The following is a 21,835-nucleotide window of genomic DNA, read 5'->3' on the forward strand; positions in this document are numbered from 1 at the left end:
AGCGGCCGCGTCAAGGTTCCGGAAGAGCACGGTCCGGGGGCTTCCTGGCGCGGTATTACCTATAGGTAACGTACGGGGATGACGACTCTCCCCGAGCGCGCCGCGCGTCACTGCCACAACGTGATCAACCCGGTCCACTCCACGGTCTACTTCTCCCCCGACCTCGGCAAGGAGCTCGCGCCGTACGGCTTCGAGGACCCGAGCGCGGTCTACTTCGCGGGCCGCGCCGCGCCCTTCGGCGCGGTCGGCGCCGGGGTCGTGACCGCGACGTTCTTCAACTTCAACCACTCGCTCGTCGCCCGCTTCGTGCCCGAGATCTGGGAGTTCGCCTCCCCCGAGACCGTCCTCGCCGCCCGCCTCCGGGCCGTCGACGCGACGCTGCGGCGGCTGCTCGGCGAGGAGACCGTGGAGTCCCCCGAGATGCGGGAGGCCGCCGAGCTCGCGCTGCGGGCCGCCGACGGGTGCGCCCGCGGCGGGCGCCCGCTGTACGCGGCCAACGCGGACCTGCCCGTGCCCGAGGCGCCGCACCTGGCGTTCTGGCACGCGGCGACGCTGCTGCGCGAGCACCGGGGCGACATCCACATCGCCGCCCTCCAGGCCGCCGAGCTGGACCCGCTGGAGGCGCTGGCCAGCCACACGGCCTCCGGCCGGGGCATGACCCCCAAGTGGGTGCTGGCCACCCGGGGTTACAACGAGCGGGACTGGCAGGCCGCCCACGACCGGCTCCGGGAGCGCGGCCTCACCGACGCCGAGGGCGAACTGACCGAGGCCGGGCAGCAACTGCGCAAGCAGCTGGAGGAGGAGACCGACCGGCTCGACGCCCGCCCGTACGAGAAGCTCGGCGCCGAGGGCGTGGCCCGGCTGACCGAGCTGGCCACCGGGCTCACGACGACGGCCCTGGGCAACGGCGCCTTCCCCGAGGACCTGTTCGGCAAGGGCTGAGGCCCCGCCCGGCGCACCCGGGCCGACGGCGGGACCCGGCTGTCGGGGCCACCTGCCACAATGCAGGTCACCGGGGGACAACCAGCACTGAGAAGGCGGAACGAACCATCGTGACGACGACCATCGAAGGCAGGATCGCCGAGGAACTCGGCGTACGCGAGCGGCAGGTCAGCGCCGCGGTCGAGCTGCTCGACGGCGGGTCGACCGTGCCGTTCGTCGCGCGCTACCGCAAGGAAGCGACGGGCGCTCTCGACGACGCGCAGCTGCGCACGCTCGAGGAGCGGCTGCGCTATCTGCGGGAGCTGGAGGACCGGCGCGAGGTGATCCTCGACTCCGTCCGGTCCCAGGGCAAGCTCGACGGCGAGCTGGAGGCGCGGATCCGCTCCGCCGACTCGAAGGCCCGGCTGGAGGACATCTACCTCCCGTACAAGCCGAAGCGGCGCACCAAGGCCCAGATCGCCCGCGAGGCCGGTCTGGAGCCGCTGGCGGACGCGCTGTTCGGCGATCCCGCCACCGAGCCGTCGGCCGCCGCCGAGCGCTTCGTGGACGAGGCGAAGGGCGTCGCCGACGCCGCCGCCGCGCTGGAGGGCGCCCGCGCGATCCTCGCCGAGCGCTTCAGCGAGGACGCCGACCTGATCGGCGAGCTGCGCGAGCGCATGTGGCAGCGCGGGCGGCTCGCGGCGAAGGTCCGCGAGGGCAAGGAGGAGCAGGGCGCCAAGTTCAAGGACTACTTCGCCTTCGCGGAGAACTTCACCGAGCTGCCCTCGCACCGGGTGCTGGCGATGCTGCGCGGCGAGAAGGAGGAGGTCCTCGACCTGACGCTGGAGCCGGAGGACCCGGCCGAGGCCCCGCAGGACGGCACCCCCGGCGCGTACGAGCGGGCGATCTCGCACCACTTCGGCCTCGCCGACCGCGGCCGTCCGGCCGACGCCTGGCTCGCCGAGACGGTCCGCTGGACGTGGCGCACCCGCGTCCTCACCCACCTCGGCATCGACCTGCGGCTGCGGCTGCGCACGGCCGCCGAGGACGAGGCGGTGCGGGTCTTCGCGGCGAACCTGCGGGACCTGCTGCTCGCCGCCCCGGCCGGCACCCGCGCCACCCTCGGCCTGGACCCGGGCCTGCGGACGGGCGTGAAGGTCGCCGTGATCGACGCGACGGGCAAGGTCGCCGCCACCGACACGGTGTACCCGCACGCGCCGCAGAAGAAGTGGGACGAGGCGCTGGAGAAGCTGAGCGCGCTGGTCGAGGCGCACGGCATCGAGCTGATCGCCGTCGGCAACGGCACCGCCTCCCGCGAGACGGACAAGCTCGCGGGTGAACTGATCGGCCGCAGGCCGGAGTTGAAGCTGACGAAGGTGATGGTCTCGGAGGCCGGCGCCTCGGTGTACTCCGCCTCCGCCTACGCCTCCCGCGAGCTGCCGGAGCTGGACGTCTCGCTGCGCGGCGCCGTCTCGATCGCCCGCCGCCTGCAGGACCCGCTCGCGGAGCTGGTGAAGATCGACCCGCGCTCGATCGGCGTCGGCCAGTACCAGCACGACCTGGCCGAGGTGAAGCTGTCCCGCTCGCTGGACGCGGTGGTCGAGGACTGCGTGAACGGCGTCGGCGTGGACGTCAACACCGCCTCCGCGCCGCTGCTCTCCCGCGTCTCGGGCATCGGCGCCTCCCTCGCGGAGAACATCGTCGCGCACCGGGACGCGAACGGCCCGTTCTCCGGCCGCACCGGCCTGAAGGAGGTGCCGCGGCTCGGCCCGAAGGCGTACGAGCAGTGCGCGGGCTTCCTGCGCATCCAGGGCGGGGACGACCCGCTCGACGCCTCCGCCGTGCACCCCGAGGCGTACCCGGTGGTGCGCTCGATGGTGCGGGCCGCCGGCACCGACGTGCCCTCGCTGCTCGGCAACACGGCGCTGCTGCGCTCGCTGAACGCGGCGGATTTCGTGGACGGTTCGTTCGGTCTGCCGACCGTCGGGGACATCCTCCGGGAGCTGGAGAAGCCGGGCCGCGACCCGCGTCCGGAGTTCCGGACGGCCAGCTTCAAGGACGGCGTCGAGAAGATCGGCGACCTGGAGTCCGGCATGGTGCTGGAGGGCGTCGTGACGAACGTCGCGGCCTTCGGCGCCTTCGTCGACGTCGGCGTCCACCAGGACGGCCTGGTGCACGTCTCGGCGATGTCGGAGACCTTCGTGAAGGACCCGCGGGACGTCGTCAAGCCCGGCGACATCGTGAAGGTGAAGGTCCTCGACGTCGACGTCCCCAGGAAGCGGATCTCGCTGACGCTGCGGCTCGACGACGAGGCGGGCGAACCGGCCGGTGCCGGCGCCGAGTCGGGCGGGCGCAGGCAGCGGGGCGGCGAGCGTCCCCCGCGGCAGCGTCAGGGCGCGGGGCGCCAGGGCGGCGGCCGCGGTGAGGGCGGACGCCAGGGCGGCCGGCCCGGCGGGAACGGCGGCCGGGGCGGCAACGGCTCCGGCGGCAGCGGCGGCGCGGGCAAGCGCCGGGACGCCGCCCCCGCGAACAGCGAGATGGCGGACGCGCTGCGGCGCGCGGGGCTGCTCCGCGGCGACAAGAAGTAGCGGCGTACGGCGGGTGCCGAACTCGTGGCCGGGGACGGTCCGTTCGGCACCCGCCGTCCCCGCGGCCCGTATCCGTGCAGGGCACAGGTAGGGTCGCGGACATGAGCGACAACGACACGGCCACCGGCGGCGGTTCCGGAGGCAGCAGCAAGCTGTTCCCCTTCACGGCGCTGGTGGCCCTGGGCCGGGTGCTGACCTCGCTGGTGCAGATCGCCTGGTACCGCCTCGGCATGAGGCGCTCCAGGAAGTCCCTCGACAAGGGCTGATCAGCTCTCCGTGACCCGCCCCTCGGCCACCGCCAGGCGGCGGGTGGTGTGCACGGCGTCCAGCATCCGGCGGTCGTGCGTCACCAGCAGCAGGGTGCCCTCGTAGGCGGCGAGCGCCGATTCCAGCTGCTCGATGGCGGGCAGGTCGAGGTGGTTCGTCGGCTCGTCCAGGACGAGCAGGTTGACGCCGCGGCCCTGGAGCAGCGCGAGGGCGGCGCGGGTGCGCTCGCCCGGTGAGAGCGTCGCCGCGGGGCGCAGCACATGGGCCGCGGTGAGGCCGAACTTCGCGAGCAGCGTGCGGACTTCCTCCGGTTCCAGGCCGGACGCGGCGCGGAAGGCGTCCAGCAGCGTCTCCTCGCCGTGGAAGAGCTGCCGCGCCTGGTCGACCTCGCCCACGACGACCCCGCTGCCCAGCGAGGCGGCCCCCGACTCCGGCTCCAGCCTGCCCAGCAGCAGCGCGAGCAGCGTCGACTTGCCCGCGCCGTTGGCGCCGGTGACGGCGACCCGGTCCCGCCAGTCGATCTGCAGGTCGACGGGGCCGAGCCGGAACTCCCCGCGCCGGACGGCGGCTTGGCGGAGCGTCGCGACGACCGCGCCGGAGCGGGGCGCGGCGCCGATCTCCATCCGCAGCTCCCACTCCTTGCGCGGCTCCTCGACGACGTCCAGGCGCTCGATCAGCCGCTCCGTCTGGCGGGCCTTCGCGGCCTGCTTCTCCGTCGTCTCGATGCGCGCGTTCCGGCCGATCTTGTCGCCGTCGGTCATCTTCCGGCGCGCGTTGCGTACGCCCTTCTCCATCCAGTTGCGCTGCGTGCGGGCGCGCGCCTCCAGGGAGGCGCGGGTTCCGGCGTACTCCTCGTACTCCTCGCGCGCGTGGGTGCGGGCGCGCTCGCGCTCCTCCAGGTACGCCTGGTAACCGCCGCCGTAGTGGTTCACCTGCCGCTGGGCGAGGTCGAGTTCGAGGACGCCGTTGACGGTGCGGGCGAGGAACTCCCGGTCGTGGCTGACCAGTACGGTCGCCGCGCGGAGCCCGGACACGAAGGTCTCCAGGCGGCGCAGCCCGTCCAGGTCCAGGTCGTTGGTGGGCTCGTCGAGCAGGAAGACGTCGTACCGGCTGAGCAGCAGCGAGGCGAGGGAGGCGCGGGCCGCCTGGCCGCCGGAGAGCGCCGTCATCGGCCGCTCGGGGCCGACGTCCAGGCCGAGCTGCGCGGTGACGTCGGCGGCCCGTTCCTCCAGGTCGGCGGCGCCCAGCGCGAGCCAGCGGTCGAGGGCCGTGGCGTAGCTGTCGTCGGCGCCGGGGACGCCGCGGCCGAGCGCGTCCGCGCCCGCGTCCAGCGCGCCCTGGGCCGCGGCCACGCCCGTACGGCGGGCGAGGAAGCCGCGCAGGGTCTCCCCGGGGCGGCGCTCGGGCTCCTGCGGGAGGTGCCCGACGGTGGCGTGCGGCGGGGAGAGCTGGACGGCGCCCTCCTCGGGGGTCTCCTCCCCGGCGAGCATCCTCAGCAGCGTGGACTTCCCGGCGCCGTTGGCGCCCACGAGCCCCGTGACGTCCCCCGGGGCGACGACGAGGTCGAGGCCGGTGAACAACGAGCGGTCTCCGTGCCCCGCGGCGAGACCCTTGGCGACGAGAGTGGCGGACATGAGGGCCGATCGTACGGCGCCGCAGCGCGGGCTGTCGTGCGGGTTTCCCGGGCGGCCCGAGCGGCGAAACAGCGAGGAGACGGAAGAATCCGCAACCCCCGCCGTACCGACGGGACTTGGGCCGGGGGGCGGATTCTGCCCGTGCCGTCCGTCCCCGGTACGTCCGCCGTGCGCCCCGTCCGCGAGGCGCACCGTCGGCGCGCACCCCGTCCGCCGCGCGCACCGTCCCACCGGTGCGCGCGTCCCGGCGGCGGGGCGCCGGGGCCGTACGGATCACCACCGGGGGACCCCACTCCCCCGTGCACCACCTGTCCCCACTCCCCCCACCACGGGCGGCCGGGGCCGGGGCCCCGTCGGGCGAGGCAGGGCCGGGGCCGGCCGCCGAAGGAGCGCATCATGACTCCCTCACCAGCAGGTTTCGGCCGCCGCACGCTGCTGCGCGGCGGACTGTCCGCCACGGCCGCCGGGGCGCTGGGCCTCACCGGCGGCACGGCGTACGCGGCGTCACCGGGCGCCGGGGCGCGCGGAGCGGCCGCCGAACCGCGCGTCCACACCACGGCCGAGTGGAAGGCGCGTCCCCCGTCCTCGGACATCGTCGTCGAGGACCACAAACCGGCGTACATCGTCGTGCACCACACCGTCGAGCCGGGCAACGGCGAGGACTACTCGCTCGCGCACGCCAAGCGGATCGCCCGCGAGATCCAGGACGCGCACATGGCGCGCGGCTGGGGCGACACCGGGCAGCAGTTCACCAACAGCCGCGGCGGACACGTCCTGGAGGGGCGGCACCGGAGCCTGGAGGTGGTGCGCGGCGGCAGACAGCACGTGAAGGGCGCGAACGTGAGCGGGCACAACAGCGAGGTCGTCGGCATCGAGAACGAGGGCCTGTACTCCGAGGTGGACGTGCCCCGCGCGCTGTGGGAGTCGCTGGTCGGCCTGGTCTCCTGGATCGCCGAGCGGTACGGCACGGACACCGCGAACATCGTCGGCCACCGGGACTTCAACTCCACCGAGTGCCCCGGGGACGTGCTCTACGGCCGGCTCCGGGAACTGCGCGAGGCCGTCGCCGCCTCGCTCGGCCGCGGCCCCGTCCCGGCGAGCGCGTCCACCTGGCCGCTGCTGCGCCCGGGCAGCAGCGGGCCCCGGGTACGCGCGGCCCAGCACCTGCTGCGGGCCACCGGCTTCCCCTCGCTGCGCGCGGACGGGGTGTTCGGCGGCGGCACCCGGCGGGCGGTGGCGCGGCTGGCCTCCGTGCACGGGGTCAGGCCGCACCGGTGCTCGGCGATGCGGCAGGGCGCGGACGAGACCGGCTACCTGGGCGCCGACCTGTGGCCGCTGATCACCCCCCGGGTCCCGGAGGGCGACACCGCCGAGGTGGACAGCGCGGTACAGGCGCTGCGCCGCGCGGGCGGCACCCGCACGTCGGCGGCCGGGCCGCTGGGACAGGCCGACTGGCAGCGGCTGCTGGCGGTCTGAGGCCGGGACGGGCGGGCCGGATGCGGTGCGAGGCGCGGACTCCGGCGCGCGGGGCGGGAGTTCCCGCGCGCCGGGGGCGCGGACGCGGGCCCACGCCCGCTCAGAACCCGCCGCCGAACCCCCCGCCGTCGAAGCCTCCGCCGAAGCCGCCTCCGCCGCCGTCGAAACCGCCGCCGAAGGAGTCGCCGCCGTAGTCGCCGCCGTAGGCATCGGCGTCGCCGGCCCAGGCGGTGCCCGCGCCCATGGAGGAGCCGAGCATGGTGCCGATCAGCATGCCGGACATCATCGACGTCCCGTAGCCGCCGAAGAAGCCGCCGGCCCAGGGCCCGTAGGCCGGGCCCGCCTCCCAGTAGGGCCGGCGCCCGCGCGCCGTCTCCACCTCGCGGGCCATCGGCGGCTCACCGTCGTCCAGCCGCGCGGCGTCGGCGGCGCAGACGGGGACCGCGCGCGGCTCGCCGCCCTCGGGCGCCCACTGGCGGTCGTCGACGGACGGGCCGTGCCGCGGGTCGAAGAAGCACGGGGAGCGGCGCTCGGGCAGGGGTTCGCCGGCGCGGCGGGCGCGCAGCGTGGTGAGCGCGAAGCGGCCGGCCTCCAGTTCGCTGGTCACGGCCTGCACGTCGCGCGGTGAACGGACGCGCCGCATGGCGGACTTGGCCTCTTCGTAGGCGTCGAGTGCCTCGGTGTAGTCGCGGAGCAGCGCCTCGTTCTCCTCCCGGGTGGCGCCGCCGGGGGCGCCGGGGCGGAAGTCGAGCCGGTCGAGCTCCTCGCCGTAGGCGGTGACGTCCTCGTCGACGGTGGCCTTGACGCGCTCCAGCTCGGCCGCGTTCTCACGGCGGACGCGGCGGGCGTTGCGCGCGGTGAGGAAGGCCAGGGAGGCGAGGCCGCCGAGCATCAGGACGCCGAGCGCGAGCCCGCCGAAGCCCGGACTGCCGTCGGGGGCGCCGGAGTTGCCGTTGCTGTTGCCGTTGCCGTCGGCCGCGCTGCCGGTGCCGTCACCGACGGCGGCCGCCGCCGTGTCGACGAAGGTGCCGAGCGAGGCGGCGTCGACGGTGCCGTGCTGCTCGGTCTCGCGGGCGAGGGACTGGGCGGTGCCGGCGGACATCAGGTCGGTGTCGGCGGCGGCGCCGAAGTCATCCCCGAGGAGGACGCCGTAGACCCCGGCGCGTCCGGTGGCCTCGCGGATGTCGGAGAGGACGGTCTGCTGGTGGTAGGCGGGGTCGTCCGGGAGGACGATGACGTAGACCGGCCGGTCCGTCGACTCGATCTTCTGCGAGAGCGCGTCCTGTTCGGCCCGGCTGAGGCGTTCACGGGCGGCGTCGTCCACGTACACGGGCTCGGCGCGCAGGCCCTTGCCGATCTCCTCGGGGGTGGCCGGGTCGGCCGCCTGCGCGGGGACGGCGAGGGCGAGCAGGGCCGCGACGACGGCGAGCACCATCAGGAGCGCCGCGAGGGGACCCGCGCCGCCCCGGGTCCGAAACCGGGGAACTGCTCCGTGCCGCGTCATGTCCCCATTGTCCTCCTTCCGGGGGTTTTCCGGAACGGCCGTGCGAGCACGGGACGCGCACACGCAGCGGACATAAGGGACGTACGGAGCGTGGTTTCCGTACACATGTCGCACTCGCCAACTCACTGTGCGTACATGCGGCTTCGGGGGGTGTGCCCGCCGGTAAGGGGTTCGGGATCCCGGTCTTGCTTTTTACCTTTCTTAGAACTTACGGTCTCGTAACCTACGGCGCCGTAGGTGCGTCTCCCCGCACTGCTCGAACCGCCGCACCGTCCCCGCAGAACGTCCCCGAATGACTGGAGCCGCCGTGACCGTGAGCACCGCCCTGCACCCGAACACCGACGAGTGGACGGACGCCCGGCTGCTCTACGCGCTCGAGGAAGTGGTGGAGAAGGAACTCAACCGCCACATGAAGGTGGCCAACGACTGGATGCCGCACGAGTACGTGCCCTGGAGCGACGGCCGGAACTTCGCCGGTCCGCTGGAGGGCGAGCCCTGGGCTCCGGACCAGTCGAAGGTCACCGCGATCGGGCGCACGGCGCTCGTCGTCAACCTCCTCACGGAGGACAACCTCCCCTCGTACCACCACGAGATCGCCACCCTCTTCGGCCGGGACGGCGCCTGGGGCACCTGGGTGCACCGCTGGACCGCCGAGGAGGGCCGGCACGGCATCGTCATGCGCGACTACCTGCTCACCTCGCGCGCGGTGGACCCGGACGAGCTGGAGCGGTTCCGGATGGCGCACATGTCGGAGGGCTTCGAGTCCGACAACCGGCACAGCATGCTGCACTCGGTCGCGTACGTCGCGTTCCAGGAGCTGGCCACCCGCGTCTCGCACCGCAACACGGGCCACGAGTCCGGCGATCCGGTCTGCGACCGCATGCTCGCCCGCATCGCCAAGGACGAGAACCTGCACATGATCTTCTACCGCAACCTGCTGCGGGCGGCCTTCGACCTCGCGCCCGACCTGACGATGCGGGCCGTGCGGGACGTCGTGGTCGACTTCCGGATGCCCGGCCACGGGATGCCCGGATTCGAGCGCGCCGCCGCCCGGATGGCGCTCGGCGGGATCTACAACCTGCGCATCCACCACGACGACGTGATCCAGCCCGTGCTGCGCTTCCTGAAGGTCATGGAGATCGACGGGCTCGGCCCCGAAGGTCTCAAGGCCCAGGAGGAGTTGGGCCTCTACCTGGACGGACTCGACGGCGAGGCCCGCAAGTTCGACGAGAAGCTGGCCGCCCGCGAGGCCCGCAAGCAGGCCCGCGCGAGCGCCTGACGACGAGGGGGCGGGCCCGCGCGGGCCCGCCCCCGTCCCGTCTCAGAGCCGGACCATGACCTCGTCGAGCGGCTTGCGCCGCAGGTCCGGCACGTGCGCGTCCGGCGCCGGATAGCCGACGGGCACGACGTAGGCGGCGCGTTCCTCCGCCGGGCGCTCGCAGATGTCGTTGAGGAAGCGCATCGGGCTCGGCGTGTGCGTGAGCGTGGCCAGCCCCGCCTGGTGCAGGGACGCGAGGAGGAGTCCGACGGCGATGCCGACGGACTCCTTCGTGTAGTACGGGCGGGGCGTGTGCGGCCCCTTGTGCACCTCGAAGACGACGATCACCGCGGGCGCCGTCTCCAGGAACGGCTTGTGCTCGTCGGTGCCCAGCGGCGCCAGCGCGGACAGCCACTCCTCGGAGGCCCGCCGCCCGTAGAACTCCCGCTCCTCCGCCTCGGCCGCCTCCCGCAGCCGCCGCTTGCGCGCGGGATCGGTGAGCACGACGAACCGCCAGGGCTGCACGTGCGCCCCGCTCGGCGCCGTCGCGGCCGTACGGATCGCGTACTCGACGACGCCGTCCGGCACCGGACGCGGGTCGAAGTCGCGTACCGTCCGGCGGCGGCTCATCACGTCGTGGAAGGCACGGCAGCGCTCCGCCGCCTGCTCGGCGGGCACGGTCATCGGACGCAGCGGGACCGTACGGGGCGCGGGTGCGGATTCTCCGGTATGGACCATGGACGCAGCACAGCACAGCGGGCCCGGGCGAAAAAGAGTTGCGGCGGACTTGGCGCATCCCTACCGTTCTCGGTGGCTCTGTTGCCGAACAAGGAGAAGGACGTTGCTCGACTGAGGTCATGAGACACCGTGTGCCCCGCCGCCTGTGCGCGCGTACGGCCACGAGTGCGACCTCGGACGCGAGCCCGGAGCCTTCCGGAGCCCCCGATTCCCCCGGACCGCCCGTACGCGGGCACCGCCGCCGCGCACGCACGCGCGCCGGGAATCCCCGGCTCCCCCGCTCCCCTCTCCCCGCCCGATCCCCGCCCCTCGGCCCGGCCGGCGCTCCGGCCGCCCGGCCGTCGGCCGCGGGCCCGGTGTCTCCCCGCCGCCCCTGCACCTGCGCCCCGGACGCGCCCGCGCGTCCAGAACGGGAGACCCCGTGTCCGCCACCCGCCCCACCCCGCGCCCCGGCTCCGCCCCGGCCGTGCCCTCCGCTTCCGCCGCCGTCGCCTGCGACGGCCTCGGCTTCGCCTGGCCCGACGGCACCCCGGTGCTGGAAGGCTTCGACTGGACGGCAGGCCCCGGACGTACCGGCCTGATCGGCGCCAACGGCTCCGGAAAATCCACCCTGTTGCGGCTCCTCGCCGGCGAACTGCGCCCGGACGAGGGCTCCGTGCACGTCACCGGCGAGACGGGGTACCTGCCGCAGGACCTCACGCTCGACACCGGCCTGCGCGTCGACGCGGTACTCGGCATCGACCGACGGCGGGCCGCGCTGCACGCCATCGAGGCCGGGGACCCGGCCGAGGAGCACTTCACCGTCCTCGGCGACGACTGGGACGTCGAGGAGCGCGCCCGCGCCACCCTCGACCAGCTCGGACTCGCGCACATCGGCCTCGACCGCACCATCGGCGAGGTCTCGGGCGGCGAGTCGGTGCTGCTGCGGCTGGCCGAACTCCTGCTGCGCCGCCCGCGCGTGCTGCTGCTCGACGAGCCGACGAACAACCTCGACCTGAGTGCCCGGCAGAGCCTGTACGCGGCGCTCGCCGCCTGGAAGGGAGTGCTGATCGTGGTCAGCCACGACCGTGAACTGCTGCGCCACGTCGACCAGATCGCCGAGCTCCGCGAGGGCTCGGTGCACACCTACGGCGGCGGCATCGACGCGTACGAGGAGGCCGTCGCCACCGAGCAGGAGGCGGCGCGGCGCATGGTGCGGTCCGCCGAGTCCGACGTGCGGCGGCAGAAGCGCGAACTCGCCGAGGCCCAGGGCAAGCTGGCCAAACGGGTGCGCTACGGCGACAAGATGTACGCCAGCAAGCGCGAGCCGCGGATCGTGATGAACCAGCGCAAGCGCGCCGCGCAGGAGTCGGCCGGAAAGCACCGGGCGACGCACGAGCAGCGGCTGGAGCAGGCGAAGGACCGGCTGGAGGAGGCCGAGGGCCAGCTCCGCTCGGACGACGAGATCCGGGTCGACCTGCCGTACACGGCGGTGCCCGCCGGCCGGACGGTGCTCACCGCCGAGGGCGCCGTGCTGCGCGGCGGCGTCCGCGTCGAGCTGGAGCTGCGCGGCCCGGAGCGGATCGCGCTGGTCGGGGACAACGGCGCGGGCAAGACGACACTGCTGCGGACCGTCGCCGGTCAACTCCCGCCCGAGCGCGGGGAGGTGCGGGCGCACGTCCCGCACCGGTACCTGCCGCAGCGGCTCGACGTCCTCGACGACGGGCTGTCCGTGGCCGAGAACGTCGCCCGGCTGGCACCGGACGCGACGGTCAACCGCGTCCGCGCCCGGCTGGCCCGCTTCCTCTTCCGGGGCGCCCGGGCCGACCGGCCGGTGGGCACGCTCTCGGGCGGCGAACGGTTCCGCGCGACGCTCGCCGCGCTGATGCTCGCCGAACCGGCGCCGCAGCTGCTGATGCTGGACGAGCCGACGAACAACCTCGACCTGGCCAGCGTCCGCCACCTGCGCACGGCGCTGGACGGGTACCAGGGCGCGCTGATCGTCGTCAGCCACGACCTGGCGTTCCTGCGGGAGCTGGGTGTCACCCGGTGGCTGCGGCTGGCGGACGGAGAGCTGCGGGAGGAGGTGTGAGGCACGGTGCCGGGCACGCGCCGAAGGGGGCGTCCGCGGGACGTTCGGCGGCGGACGCGGACGGATAGCCTCCGGGCATGGAACAGACAATCGTGGTGGGCGGCGGCGTCATCGGACTCACGACAGCGGTGGTACTCGCCGAACGGGGCGACACCCTGGTCCGCGTCTGGAGCCGTGACCCGGAGCCGGAGACGACCTCGGCCGTCGCGGGCGGCCTCGCCTGGCCGTACCGGATCGAACCCCTCGACCGGGCCACGGACTGGGCCGTGCGCTCCTTCCGGCACTTCTCCTGGCTCGCCGAACAGCCGGCCGAGACCGGAGTGCGGCTGGTGCGGGGCGAGATGGCGGAGGGCGGCGATCCGGTACCGGAGGAGTGGCGGGCCCTGGTCGGCAGCCCGCCCCGCACCCCGCTGATCGACATGCGCGCCTATCTCCCGTACCTGCGGGCCCGGCTGGAGAAGGCGGGCGGCGTGTACGAGCAGCGCGCCGCCGGCTCGCTCACGGAGGCGGCGGCCGAGGCCCGGGCGGTGGTCAACTGCACCGGCCTGGGCGCCCGTACGCTCGTCCCCGATCCGGGGGTGCGGGCGGTGCGGGGGCAGGTCGTGGTCGTGGAGAACCCGGGCGTCGAGGAGTGGTACGTCGCGACCGACGAGGGCGCGGCGGGCGAGTCGGCGTACCTGCTGCCGCAGCCGTACGGGCTCCTGCTCGGCGGCACCGCCGAGGACGGGGCCGAGGACACCGCGCCGGACCCGGCCACCGCCGAGGCCATCATCCGCCGCTGCGCCCGCATCCGCCCCGAGGTGGCGGAGGCGGCGGTGCTGGAACACCGGGTCGGCCTGCGCCCGTTCCGCCCCGAGGGCGTCAGGCTGGAGGCCGGGACGCTGCCGGACGGCACGCCCTGCGTGCACAACTACGGGCACGGCGGCGCGGGCATCACCGTCTCCTGGGGCTGCGCGGTGGACGCGGCCGCCTTGGTCGGACCGGCGGGAAGCTGACACGGAACGGGCCGTCGGCGCGGGGGCTGCCCCGCGCCGACGGCCCGTTCCCGTGCGTCAGTCCGCGCGGGGCAGGCGGACGCGGAGGGAGCCGTCGCCGTCGAAGCCCGCCTCGAAGGAGGGCTGGGGCGCGGTGGCCGGGCCGTGCACGTTCCAGCCGTCCGAGAGGCGGAAGAGGCTGCCGTCCCAGGGGCACTCGACGCAGCCGTCCCGCACCTCGCCCTCCGAGAGCGGCCCCGAGTCGTGGCTGCACCGGTCGCCGAGCACGTACGCCTCGTCCTCCGTCATCCGGACCACGAGCAGCGGGACCTCGCCCAGCATCCGGCGCACCGGCTCGCCCGCCGGGTACTCGTCCAGCGGCCCCATCCCGTACCAGCGCGGCTCCAGCAGGTGCGGCACCGGCTCGGCCTTGTTGGCGCCGGCCGACTGCCGGTACGCCAGGTGCCCGCCGATCATCGCGCCGAGGCTCGCGCTCGTCAGGCCGGCGCGGGTGAGGGCCCGGCCGAGGCCGGTGCGGCCGCGGCCGCGCGCGGCCCAGGAGCCGGCGAACAGGCCGATCGCGAGCACGTTGGCACCGGCGTGCACCACGCCGGTGCGCTGCTGGGCCTCGTGCTGCTCCGCCCAGTCGACCCAGCCGGACCAGGCGGCGGGCAGCGCGCTCAGCACGCCGAGCCCGACGAGGGTGCGGGCGCCGCGTTCCGCGCCCGGTACGACGTCGAGCACCGCGGCCGACATCCAGGCGCCCACCGGCACCTGCACCAGCGCCGGGTGCAGCGGGTGGCCGAGCCAGCGGCCGTGCAGCACGTCGCGGAGCGGGCCGAGCGGCAGCCGCCGTACGGCCCGGCTCAGCGGCCCGGCCACCGTGTCGAGAGGGGTGAACTCGCCGAGGGCGTCCAGTGCCCGCACCAGCGGGTCACCGGACGCCGTCGCGGCTGGGGAGGGACGCCTGTGCCGTGCCGGATTTCTACGCATGGCACCCGCTGTGCCACGACACGGCCCGCCCCAACCCCCCGTCACAGAACCTCACCGGAGCGGATGCGCCCCGAAAGGGGCGCGGGGAACGGCGCGATCCCCGAAGCACCCGCACCCGGCGACGCGCCCGCGGCTACCCGCAGCGCCGAACCGGCTCCGCCGAGACCAGCTTGAACTCGGCGCGGTCGTCGAGGAGCAGCGGCACCAGCGCGCGCTGCTCCTGCGCGAGCCGGACCACCGCTCCCCCGTCGTCCTGCCGCTCGGCGCGGATGCCGTGCAGCGCCAGCTCGTCGCCTGCGGTCTTCCACTGCTTCCCGGTCAGCCGGTAGGCGCAGGCCGGGTCGGGCTCGGTGCGGCCCGGCTCGGGCTTCTCGTTGTCGGCCCCGCCGAAGTGGACGGGCCCCTCGTCGGCGCTGCCCGCCTCGCGGGCCTCCGTGGTGGCGGACTCGATCGCGCCGCGCCGCCGGTCGGTGAAGTCGAACGCGCCCTTCAGCGCGGCCAGCTGGGAGTCGACGCGGCGCCGGTTGTTGACCGCCGGGTCGTCCTTCTCCTCGTCCGTCAGCGCGTCCGTGCGGGTCTCGACGAGCTGGCCCACGGAGTGCTTGACGCCCGCCGCGTTGCGCAGGATGCGCTCCTGCCCGTCGCCCGCCGTCTGCTTGATCGGCTCACCGGTCTCGGGGTCGGTCCAGATGCCGTAGATGCCGGAGCTGAAGCCCGCGTCCTCGGCGGACGGGCGGACGTACCGCTCGGAGAGGTTCACCGACTCCCGGTGCACGCCGTCCGCGGTGTTGAGGTTGCGGGGCCAGAGGGAGAGCAGGTCCTTGTCGTAGTACGGGACCGTCGCGCCGTACTCGTGCAGGTCGTAGATGGTGTCGGGGCGGTAGTCGCGGAAGACGGCGGCGGTGGCGCGGGCCTCGGCGGTCTTCAGCGCGAGGTGGTCGCGGTTGATGTCGACGCCCTCGGAGTTCTCCCGGGTGTCGGCCGCGCGCCCGTCGGGGTTGGCGGTGGGGACGACGAGGACGCTGGTGTCCCGCAGGTAGTCGCGGGTCGCCTTGTCCTCGGCGAAGGCCAGGTCGCGGATGGTGGACAGGCACGCCTCGCGGCCCGAGGGCTCGTCGCCGTGCTGCGAGCAGACGAGCATGACGGAGTTGCCCTGCCGGGTCTTCGCGGCGTCGGCGGGCGCGGGGGCGCCGATGCGGACCAGTTGCAGCGGCCGGTCCTGTGCGGTGCGGCCGATCTCGTCGATCGCGACGCGCTCGCTGGCGCGGTCGACGGCGGCGAGGAAGTCCTGCTCCTCGGGCTGGGTGGTCCAGCGCTTGCCGTCGGTCCGCTCGAATCCGGTGCGGGGCCCGTCGGTGCCGCTCGCTCCGGGGCCCGAGGCGGTGGCGGCCGGGGCGGCGCCGAGGGGCACGACGAGGGCGAGGGAGCAGAGGACGGCAGATCTCCACGGGAGGCGGTCGAACCGCGCACGTATCACCATGCCCGGACGTTAGCCCCCGTCACGGCCGTGACAGAAGAGGTCGTCAGCACCCTGACGTGGCGTCAGCCGTTCGCCCCACCACCGCTGTTGCCGTCCGCGGCCCGGCCGGGGCACGCCCCCGGCCGGGCCGCGCCGGGCCCCGGCTCACCTCGACGCGTACGGCAGCAGCGCCATCTCCCGCGCGGTCTTGACCGCCTGCACGATCTGCCGCTGCTGCTGCTTGGTCACCCGGGTGACGCGGCGGCTGCGGATCTTCCCCCGGTCGGAGATGAACTTCCGCAGCAGATCGGTGTCCTTGTAGTCGATGTACGTGATGCCCGCCTGGTCAATGGGGTTGGGGCGGGGCTTACGGGGCTTGCGCGGGTCGTCGCGGCGGGGCATGGGGTGCGGTCCTTCCGGGTTCGGGGCGTCAGGAGACGGGGTCGAGGAGGGTGTCGAAGGCGGCGGGGAGGTGTTTCCAGCCCTCGGGGCCCGCCCGGTACTCGGCGTCGGTGAGGAGGCAGGAGTCGAGGAGCCGCTCCAGGCCCTCGCGGTCGAGGCCGGGCGAGGTGAACACCAAGTGCTGGCAGCAGTCGCCGTGTTCGGGGTGCCAGTCGAGCGCGGCGGCGGCCCGGCGCATGGGCGGCACCATCTCCCAGGCGGCGTCCGGCAGCGAGGCCAGCCACGGTCCCGCGTTCTCCACGCACAGGGCGCCGCCGGCGGCGTCCCAGGAGAGCAGCGTGTCGGGCCGGTCGGCCAGCCAGAACCGGCCGCGGCTGCGGGCCGCGGCGCAGGTCAGGTCCTCCAGCGCCTGGTAGAGCCGCTCGGGGTGGAACGGCCTGGTCCGGTGCCAGACGAAGGTGCCCACGCCGGACTCGTCCGCGTCGTGCGGCAGCAGCGCGCACGCGGGGTGCTGCGCGGCCGCCGCGGCCTCGACGTCGAACCCGGCGAGGGCGAGCGAGGCCAGCGCCCCGGTCTCCCGCCGGACGTCCACCTGCCGTGCGGTGGGGTGGAGTTGGGTGAGCAGCGCCCGGTCCTCCTCCTCGGCCTCGCCGCCGTCGACGAGGGCCAGCACGGGCGCGTACTCCAGCTGCCGCGCCCAGGCGTCGCCGACGGTGCGCTGGTCGGACGCGGCGGCGGCGAGCCCTGCCTCGGCCAGGTCGTCGCCGTTGCCGAGGCAGGAGAGCACCAGCGCGGGGTCGACGGCGGTGACGACGCCGGTCAGCCGGAGCACGTCGCCGCCGTGCGCGTCGGTCACCTCGGCCATGGCGCGCGGTTCGACGGAGTCCCACAGCTCGACAACGGCGAGCCGGGTGGTCCCGGAGTCGGCGAGCCGCTCCAGCTCCGGGACCAGGTCCTCGCGCAGTGCGCAGCAGGCGCAGTCGTTCACCAACGGGGCCTCGCCCACGTCCAGTTGGCCTCCGGCGTCCCGGATGGTGCGGCGCACGGTGCCCTCGGCCGCGGTGGCCAGGTCGTGGTGCAGGGCGACGCTGCCGGGCACGGCGCGGAGCAGCCGCTCGACGGTCTCCTGCCTGGCCTCGGCGTGCAGCCCGCCGACGAGCACGACCGGGAGCCTGCCGTCCGCTCCCCCGGAACGGGCCTCCCCGTGCGGGCCGTTGCCGGGGCCCATCAGCGGGCCCCGCGGCGGCCGTAGCGGCGCTCGAAGCGCTCGACGCGTCCGGCGGTGTCCATGACGCGGGCGGTGCCGGTGTAGAAGGGGTGGCTCCGCGAGGAGATCTCGACGTCGATGACGGGGTAGGTGCGGCCGTCCTCCCACTCGACGGTGTGCTCGCTCGTCGCGGTGGAGCGGGTGAGGAAGGCGAAGTCGGCGGCCTTGTCGCGGAAGACGACGGGGCGGTACTCGGGGTGGATTCCGGGCTTCATCCCGGCCTCCTTCTCTGTGGTGCGTGCGGTCCCGCCGGGGCCGGCGGGCCGGGGTGACGGGCGGGGACGGGTCAGCGTTCCTCGCGGAAGTCGACGTGCTTCCGGATCACCGGGTCGTACTTGCGCAGCACCAGGCGGTCCGGGTTGCTGCGGCGGTTCTTGCGGGTCACGTAGGTGTAGCCGGTCTTCGCCGTGGAGCGGAGCTTGATGACCGGGCGCAGTTCGTTGCGAGCCATGCGGCTAGTATATGGAAATGGTTTCCATTCCCAAACAGGCCCCCGCCTGAAGAGAGGCAGCTCACGCATGTCGGCCCACTGCCAACTGACCGGGGCGAAGCCCGGCTTCGGCAAGAACATCTCCCACTCGCACCGGCGCACCTCGCGCCGGTTCGACCCGAACATCCAGCGCAAGCGGTACTGGCTGGCGAGCGAGGGCCGGTACGTCCGGCTCACGCTGAGCGCCAGGGGCATCAAGACCGTCGACGGCATCGGCGTCGAGAAGGCCGTCGCCCGCATCCGCGCACGAGGAGGAAAGGTCTGATGGCCAAGAAGAGCAAGATCGCGCAGAACGAGAAGCGCAAGGCGGTCGTCGCGCGGTACGCGGCCCGTCGCGCCGAACTGAAGGAGATCCTCCGCAGGCCGTCCACGCCGGAGGCCGAACGGGCGGCCGCGCTGGCCGAGTTGCGGCGTCAGCCGCGCGACGCGAGCCCGACCCGGGTGCGCAACCGGGACAGCGTCGACGGCCGCCCGCGCGGACACCTGCGCAAGTTCGGACTCTCCCGCGTACGCGTCCGCGAGCAGGCGCACGCGGGGTGGCTGCCCGGGGTGACCAAGTCGTCCTGGTAGGCGCCGGGTTGACGTGAAGGCCGTGGGCCGTACCCCCTCGTGGGGTGCGGCCCACGGTCGCCGGCGCGTGCGGCGGCAGCACGAAACCGCCCACCCCTCGGGGAGTGACGTCCCGAGGGGTGGGCGGCTGCGGATGCCGGGCTGAGCGGCGCCGTGGCTGCGACCGCCGCCCGGCCCGGAGTGTGAGGGGCGCCGGGGCTCAGCCCTCGGGGCGCAGGAGTCCGCGCTGGTACGCCTTGACCAGGCGCTGCGGCACGTGGTGCACGACGCCGTCGACGGTGACGGGCACCAGCTGCGGCGTGACGGCCTTCCACTGCGAACGGCGGTGCCGGGTGTTGCTGCGGGACATCTTCCGCTTGGGGACGGCCATGGGGTTCCTCCTGGTGCGTGGACAGCACCGGACTCTACATGAAAATGATTCCCATGACGAGCGAGGGCCCTGCGGACGCCTCCCCGACGCCGATCACGCCTGCGGCCACGGGAGTTGACCGCCCCGAGGGCTCAGGCGCCGGGGCGGCGGAGGCGGTCGTGGAAGACGGCGAAGGCGGTGAAGGCGAGCGGGAGGGCCAGCGCGGCGGTGAGCAGGAGGCCGGTGATCACGGGGGCGAGGATGCCCGCGTAGTAGGCGGCGAAGAAGTTCCCCGTGACCTGTTCGAGCAGGGCCCTGACCAGGGGGCGCAGCGGCAGCGCCAGCTCCGTCGTCAGCCGGAGCAGGCCGGCGGTGAGCGCGGCCAGCGGCAGCGCGAGGGCGAGGACGCGGACTCCCCCGGCGCGCGTCCACATCAGCGACCACGAGCGGCGCAGGGCCGCGCGGGGCGCGAGCCCGTCGGCCACCGCCGCCGGGGCGAGGGTGAGCGCGAGCCGGAGCAGTACGGCGACGGCGACAGCCGCGAACGGGAGGTTCTGGAGCGCCGTGTGCAGCCAGGTGCCGCGGGAGACGATCTCGTCCTCGGTGTCGATGTGGTAGCCGACGAGGCTCTCGGAGACCGCCGTGACGAGCACCGGCAGGGGCCATACGACCAGGCCCCGGAGCACGTAGACGGCGACCAGGGAGCGGATGCCCGGGGACGCCGGCTCGTCCTCCGGAACGGCCGGCCGGCGCTCCGCCGCGACGGCGCGGGAGCAGGCCCGCTGAAGGGCCGCGCTGCCGAGGCCGAGGAGGAGCAGGTGGAGCGGGAGGGCGCAGAGGGCGACGGTGCCGAGGGCGCTGCTGTCGTGCAGGTAGGGGTCCTCGACGTGGCGGTACCAGTTGACCTGGTTCCGCATGTGGGTGAAGAGCGGCCAGGAGAGCGCGAAGAGCGCGGCCGTCAGCAGCAGCCAGGCGAGCCCGGCGAGGCCGACGACGCGGCCCGTCGCCCGGGCCAGGGTGCCCCGGTGCCGTCGCAGTACGGCGAACACCTCGACGGGGAGGGCGCGTCGGGGGCCGTCGCCCGCCGGGGCGGTGCGGTCGTGCTGCGTTCCGGTCGTCATCGGGAGACCTTCTGTGCGTTCGTGATCCGTTCCGGGTGGAGACGCGGGGCGGGCCGGGAACGGTTCTCCGGCGGGCGCTGCGGCCCCGTGTCGATCACATGAAGAAGGCGCGTTGTGGGCGGTGCCGGGCGGCGCCAGTGCCTAGGCTGCTGTCACAGGCATGACAGCCCGCCCGCTCAGCAGGCAGGCGTCACAAGGGAGTTGGAGGACACGTGCGTCACAGACTCATCGTCCCGGCCGCGGCAGCCGCAGCCCTCACGCTGGCGATCCCGGCGTCGGCGGCCGAACCCGCGCCGGGCGCACCGGGGGTGGGCGATCCCTACTACCCGTCCTACGGCAACGGCGGCTACGACGTATCGCACTACGACCTGCGGCTGAAGTACCAGCCGAAGACGGACCGGCTCGACGGCACCGCCACCCTGCTCGCCACCACGACGCAGGAACTCTCCCGGTTCAACCTGGACTTCGCGCTGGACGTGAGCGAGGTGCGGGTGAACGGCAAGAAGGCCCACTTCGACACCTCCGGTGAGCACGAGCTGGAGATCACCCCGGCCCAGTCGCTGGGCAAGGGCGAGCGGATCACCGTCGTCGTGCGCTACTCGGGCACCCCGTCCGAGGTCGAGGTCGGCGGGTTCACCGGCTGGCACCGGACGAAGGACGGCGGGGTCGCGGCCAACGAGCCCGAGTCGGCCTGGTGGTGGTTCCCCAGCAACGACCACCCCACGGACAAGGCGACCTACGACGTCAGCGTCGCCGTCCCCGACGGGACGCAGGCGATCAGCAACGGCACGCTCCAGTCCGAGAGTTCGAGCAACGGCTGGACGCGGACGAGCTGGCGCTCGGACAAGCCGCAGGCGACATATCTGGCCACCCTCGCCGTCGGCCGCTTCGACGTCACCGAGGACACCACCGGCAACGGCATCCCCGTCATCACCGCGTACAGCAAGGACCTCGGCGCGGTCGACGGCGCCGCGCGCGCCAGCCTCGACCGCACGGCCGAGGTGACCGACTGGCTGGAGGGCGTGTTCGGCCCGTACCCCTTCAACTCGGTCGGCGGGTACGTGCCGAACGTGGACGCCGGGTTCGCGCTGGAGACCCAGACCCGGCCGTTCTACGGCAAGCGGGCCTTCGACAAGGGCTCGAACGTCTCCGTCGTCGTGCACGAGCTGGCACACCAGTGGTACGGCGACAGCGTCTCCCTCAGCCGGTGGAAGGACATCTGGGTCAACGAGGGCTTCGCCGCGTACAGCCAGTGGCTGTGGTCCGAGCACGAGGGCGAGGGGACGGCGCAGGAACTGGCCGACCACACCTACGACTCGCGGCCCGCCGACGACCCGTTCTGGAAGGTCAAGCCCGGCGACCCCGGCCCGGAGAACCAGTTCCACGACGCCGTGTACGACCGCGGCGCGCTGGCCCTCCAGGCGCTGCGGAACGAGATCGGCGACAAGGACTTCTTCGCCATCCTCAAGGGCTGGCCCGCCGAGCACGAGGGCGGCGACGCGACGGTCGCGGACTTCGTGCGGTACGCGGAGGGCGTCTCGGGCAAGCCGCTGGCCGAGCTCTTCGACACCTGGCTGTACACGGCCGGGAAGCCGGACCGCGCCGCGCTGGGCGGCAGCACGGCCACGACGCGCGCGGCGACGACGGAGCCCGCCTCCTGGGACAGCATCCAGGCCGCCAAGCACGCGGCCCACGGCCACTGAAGGTGACCGTTCGCGGGCCGGGAGGCGCGTCCCTTCCGGCCCGCGTCCGG

General features: G+C 74.3%; 21 protein-coding genes. 10 read left to right on the forward strand and 11 right to left on the reverse strand.

All coding sequences use genetic code 11. The features are described from left to right. The first annotated feature begins 78 nt into the window (after window positions 1-78). The 3 genes from HCC30_RS16665 (at window position 79) to HCC30_RS16675 (ending at window position 3,775) form a co-directional block, all read left to right on the forward strand. On the forward strand, window positions 79-942 hold the full coding sequence (locus HCC30_RS16665; protein ID WP_169443351.1) for a hypothetical protein: 864 nt from the start codon (window positions 79-81) through the stop codon (window positions 940-942). A 110-nt stretch (window positions 943-1,052) separates the two neighbouring features. Then, window positions 1,053-3,509, forward strand: coding sequence for a Tex family protein (locus HCC30_RS16670; protein ID WP_169443352.1), 2,457 nt, complete (start codon window positions 1,053-1,055; stop codon window positions 3,507-3,509). Between the two features lie 101 nt (window positions 3,510-3,610). Further along, entirely contained in the window at window positions 3,611-3,775 is a 165-nt protein-coding gene (locus HCC30_RS16675) for a hypothetical protein (protein WP_169443353.1), read from the forward strand. Here the strand turns inward: HCC30_RS16675 and HCC30_RS16680 are convergent, their stop codons facing one another. Continuing rightward, window positions 3,776-5,410, reverse strand: a complete 1,635-nt coding sequence (locus HCC30_RS16680; protein WP_169443354.1) for an ABC-F family ATP-binding cassette domain-containing protein — start codon at window positions 5,408-5,410, stop codon at window positions 3,776-3,778. Between the two features lie 396 nt (window positions 5,411-5,806). Here HCC30_RS16680 and HCC30_RS16685 point away from each other — a divergent pair, with 396 nt between their 5' ends. Then, the gene (locus HCC30_RS16685) at window positions 5,807-6,886 is read left to right on the forward strand and encodes an N-acetylmuramoyl-L-alanine amidase (protein ID WP_169443355.1); all 1,080 of its coding nucleotides are present in this window, start codon (window positions 5,807-5,809) and stop codon (window positions 6,884-6,886) included. Window positions 6,887-6,986: 100 nt separating this feature from the next. On the opposite strand, the gene HCC30_RS16690 is transcribed toward HCC30_RS16685, so the two are convergent. Continuing rightward, a complete protein-coding gene (locus HCC30_RS16690) occupies window positions 6,987-8,390 on the reverse strand; it encodes a hypothetical protein (RefSeq protein WP_169443356.1) in 1,404 nt (467 codons plus the stop codon). Between the two features lie 292 nt (window positions 8,391-8,682). Here HCC30_RS16690 and HCC30_RS16695 point away from each other — a divergent pair, with 292 nt between their 5' ends. Next, window positions 8,683-9,669: an acyl-ACP desaturase gene (locus HCC30_RS16695; RefSeq protein WP_169443357.1), complete on the forward strand. Its 987-nt coding sequence runs from the start codon at window positions 8,683-8,685 to the stop codon at window positions 9,667-9,669. Window positions 9,670-9,711: 42 nt separating this feature from the next. Here HCC30_RS16695 and HCC30_RS16700 read toward each other — a convergent pair whose 3' ends face one another. Next, on the reverse strand, window positions 9,712-10,332 hold the full coding sequence (locus HCC30_RS16700; RefSeq protein ID WP_240979659.1) for a nitroreductase family protein: 621 nt from the start codon (window positions 10,330-10,332) through the stop codon (window positions 9,712-9,714). Window positions 10,333-10,807: 475 nt separating this feature from the next. Here HCC30_RS16700 and HCC30_RS16705 point away from each other — a divergent pair, with 475 nt between their 5' ends. Both HCC30_RS16705 and HCC30_RS16710 read left to right on the forward strand, forming a co-directional pair. Beyond that, the gene (locus tag HCC30_RS16705; RefSeq protein ID WP_346776663.1) at window positions 10,808-12,457 is read left to right on the forward strand and encodes an ATP-binding cassette domain-containing protein; all 1,650 of its coding nucleotides are present in this window, start codon (window positions 10,808-10,810) and stop codon (window positions 12,455-12,457) included. A gap of 77 nt (window positions 12,458-12,534) precedes the next feature. After that, a complete protein-coding gene (locus tag HCC30_RS16710; protein WP_169443359.1) occupies window positions 12,535-13,452 on the forward strand; it encodes an FAD-dependent oxidoreductase in 918 nt (305 codons plus the stop codon). Between the two features lie 57 nt (window positions 13,453-13,509). On the opposite strand, the gene HCC30_RS16715 is transcribed toward HCC30_RS16710, so the two are convergent. From HCC30_RS16715 to rpmG, 6 genes are all read right to left on the reverse strand, one after another. Further along, window positions 13,510-14,358, reverse strand: coding sequence for a Rieske (2Fe-2S) protein (locus HCC30_RS16715; protein WP_346776664.1), 849 nt, complete (start codon window positions 14,356-14,358; stop codon window positions 13,510-13,512). A 199-nt stretch (window positions 14,359-14,557) separates the two neighbouring features. Continuing rightward, window positions 14,558-15,904 carry a M14 family metallocarboxypeptidase gene (locus HCC30_RS16720; protein ID WP_169443361.1) on the reverse strand — a complete coding sequence of 449 codons (1,347 nt, stop codon included), beginning with the start codon at window positions 15,902-15,904 and terminating at the stop codon, window positions 14,558-14,560. Between the two features lie 144 nt (window positions 15,905-16,048). Beyond that, entirely contained in the window at window positions 16,049-16,285 is a 237-nt protein-coding gene (gene rpsR / locus HCC30_RS16725) for a 30S ribosomal protein S18 (RefSeq protein ID WP_169443362.1), read from the reverse strand. 28 nt (window positions 16,286-16,313) lie between these two features. Next, complete coding sequence (locus HCC30_RS16730; RefSeq protein WP_169443363.1) at window positions 16,314-17,513, reverse strand: GTP-binding protein; 1,200 nt, start codon at window positions 17,511-17,513, stop codon at window positions 16,314-16,316. Next, entirely contained in the window at window positions 17,513-17,767 is a 255-nt protein-coding gene (locus HCC30_RS16735; RefSeq protein WP_169443364.1) for a type B 50S ribosomal protein L31, read from the reverse strand. Before HCC30_RS16735 ends, HCC30_RS16730 begins: the two co-directional genes overlap by 1 nt. A 71-nt stretch (window positions 17,768-17,838) precedes the next feature. Then, the gene (gene rpmG / locus HCC30_RS16740; protein WP_169443365.1) at window positions 17,839-18,003 is read right to left on the reverse strand and encodes a 50S ribosomal protein L33; all 165 of its coding nucleotides are present in this window, start codon (window positions 18,001-18,003) and stop codon (window positions 17,839-17,841) included. A 67-nt stretch (window positions 18,004-18,070) separates the two neighbouring features. On the opposite strand from rpmG, the gene rpmB reads away from it, so the two are divergent. Then, complete coding sequence (gene rpmB / locus HCC30_RS16745) at window positions 18,071-18,307, forward strand: 50S ribosomal protein L28 (RefSeq protein WP_169443366.1); 237 nt, start codon at window positions 18,071-18,073, stop codon at window positions 18,305-18,307. After that, window positions 18,307-18,612 carry a 30S ribosomal protein S14 gene (gene rpsN, locus HCC30_RS16750; protein ID WP_169443367.1) on the forward strand — a complete coding sequence of 102 codons (306 nt, stop codon included), beginning with the start codon at window positions 18,307-18,309 and terminating at the stop codon, window positions 18,610-18,612. Before rpmB ends, rpsN begins: the two co-directional genes overlap by 1 nt. A 199-nt stretch (window positions 18,613-18,811) precedes the next feature. On the opposite strand, the gene rpmF is transcribed toward rpsN, so the two are convergent. Together rpmF and HCC30_RS16760 are read right to left on the reverse strand one after the other, a co-directional pair. Beyond that, window positions 18,812-18,982, reverse strand: coding sequence for a 50S ribosomal protein L32 (gene rpmF, locus HCC30_RS16755; protein ID WP_169443368.1), 171 nt, complete (start codon window positions 18,980-18,982; stop codon window positions 18,812-18,814). A gap of 131 nt (window positions 18,983-19,113) precedes the next feature. Continuing rightward, a complete protein-coding gene (locus HCC30_RS16760) occupies window positions 19,114-20,082 on the reverse strand; it encodes a hypothetical protein (RefSeq protein WP_169443369.1) in 969 nt (322 codons plus the stop codon). 212 nt (window positions 20,083-20,294) lie between these two features. On the opposite strand from HCC30_RS16760, the gene HCC30_RS16765 reads away from it, so the two are divergent. Further along, on the forward strand, window positions 20,295-21,785 hold the full coding sequence (locus tag HCC30_RS16765) for a M1 family metallopeptidase (RefSeq protein WP_169443370.1): 1,491 nt from the start codon (window positions 20,295-20,297) through the stop codon (window positions 21,783-21,785). The last annotated feature ends 50 nt before the right edge of the window (window positions 21,786-21,835 follow it).

Source organism: Streptomyces sp. HNM0574, assembly GCF_012726235.1.
Taxonomy (GTDB): domain Bacteria; phylum Actinomycetota; class Actinomycetes; order Streptomycetales; family Streptomycetaceae; genus Streptomyces.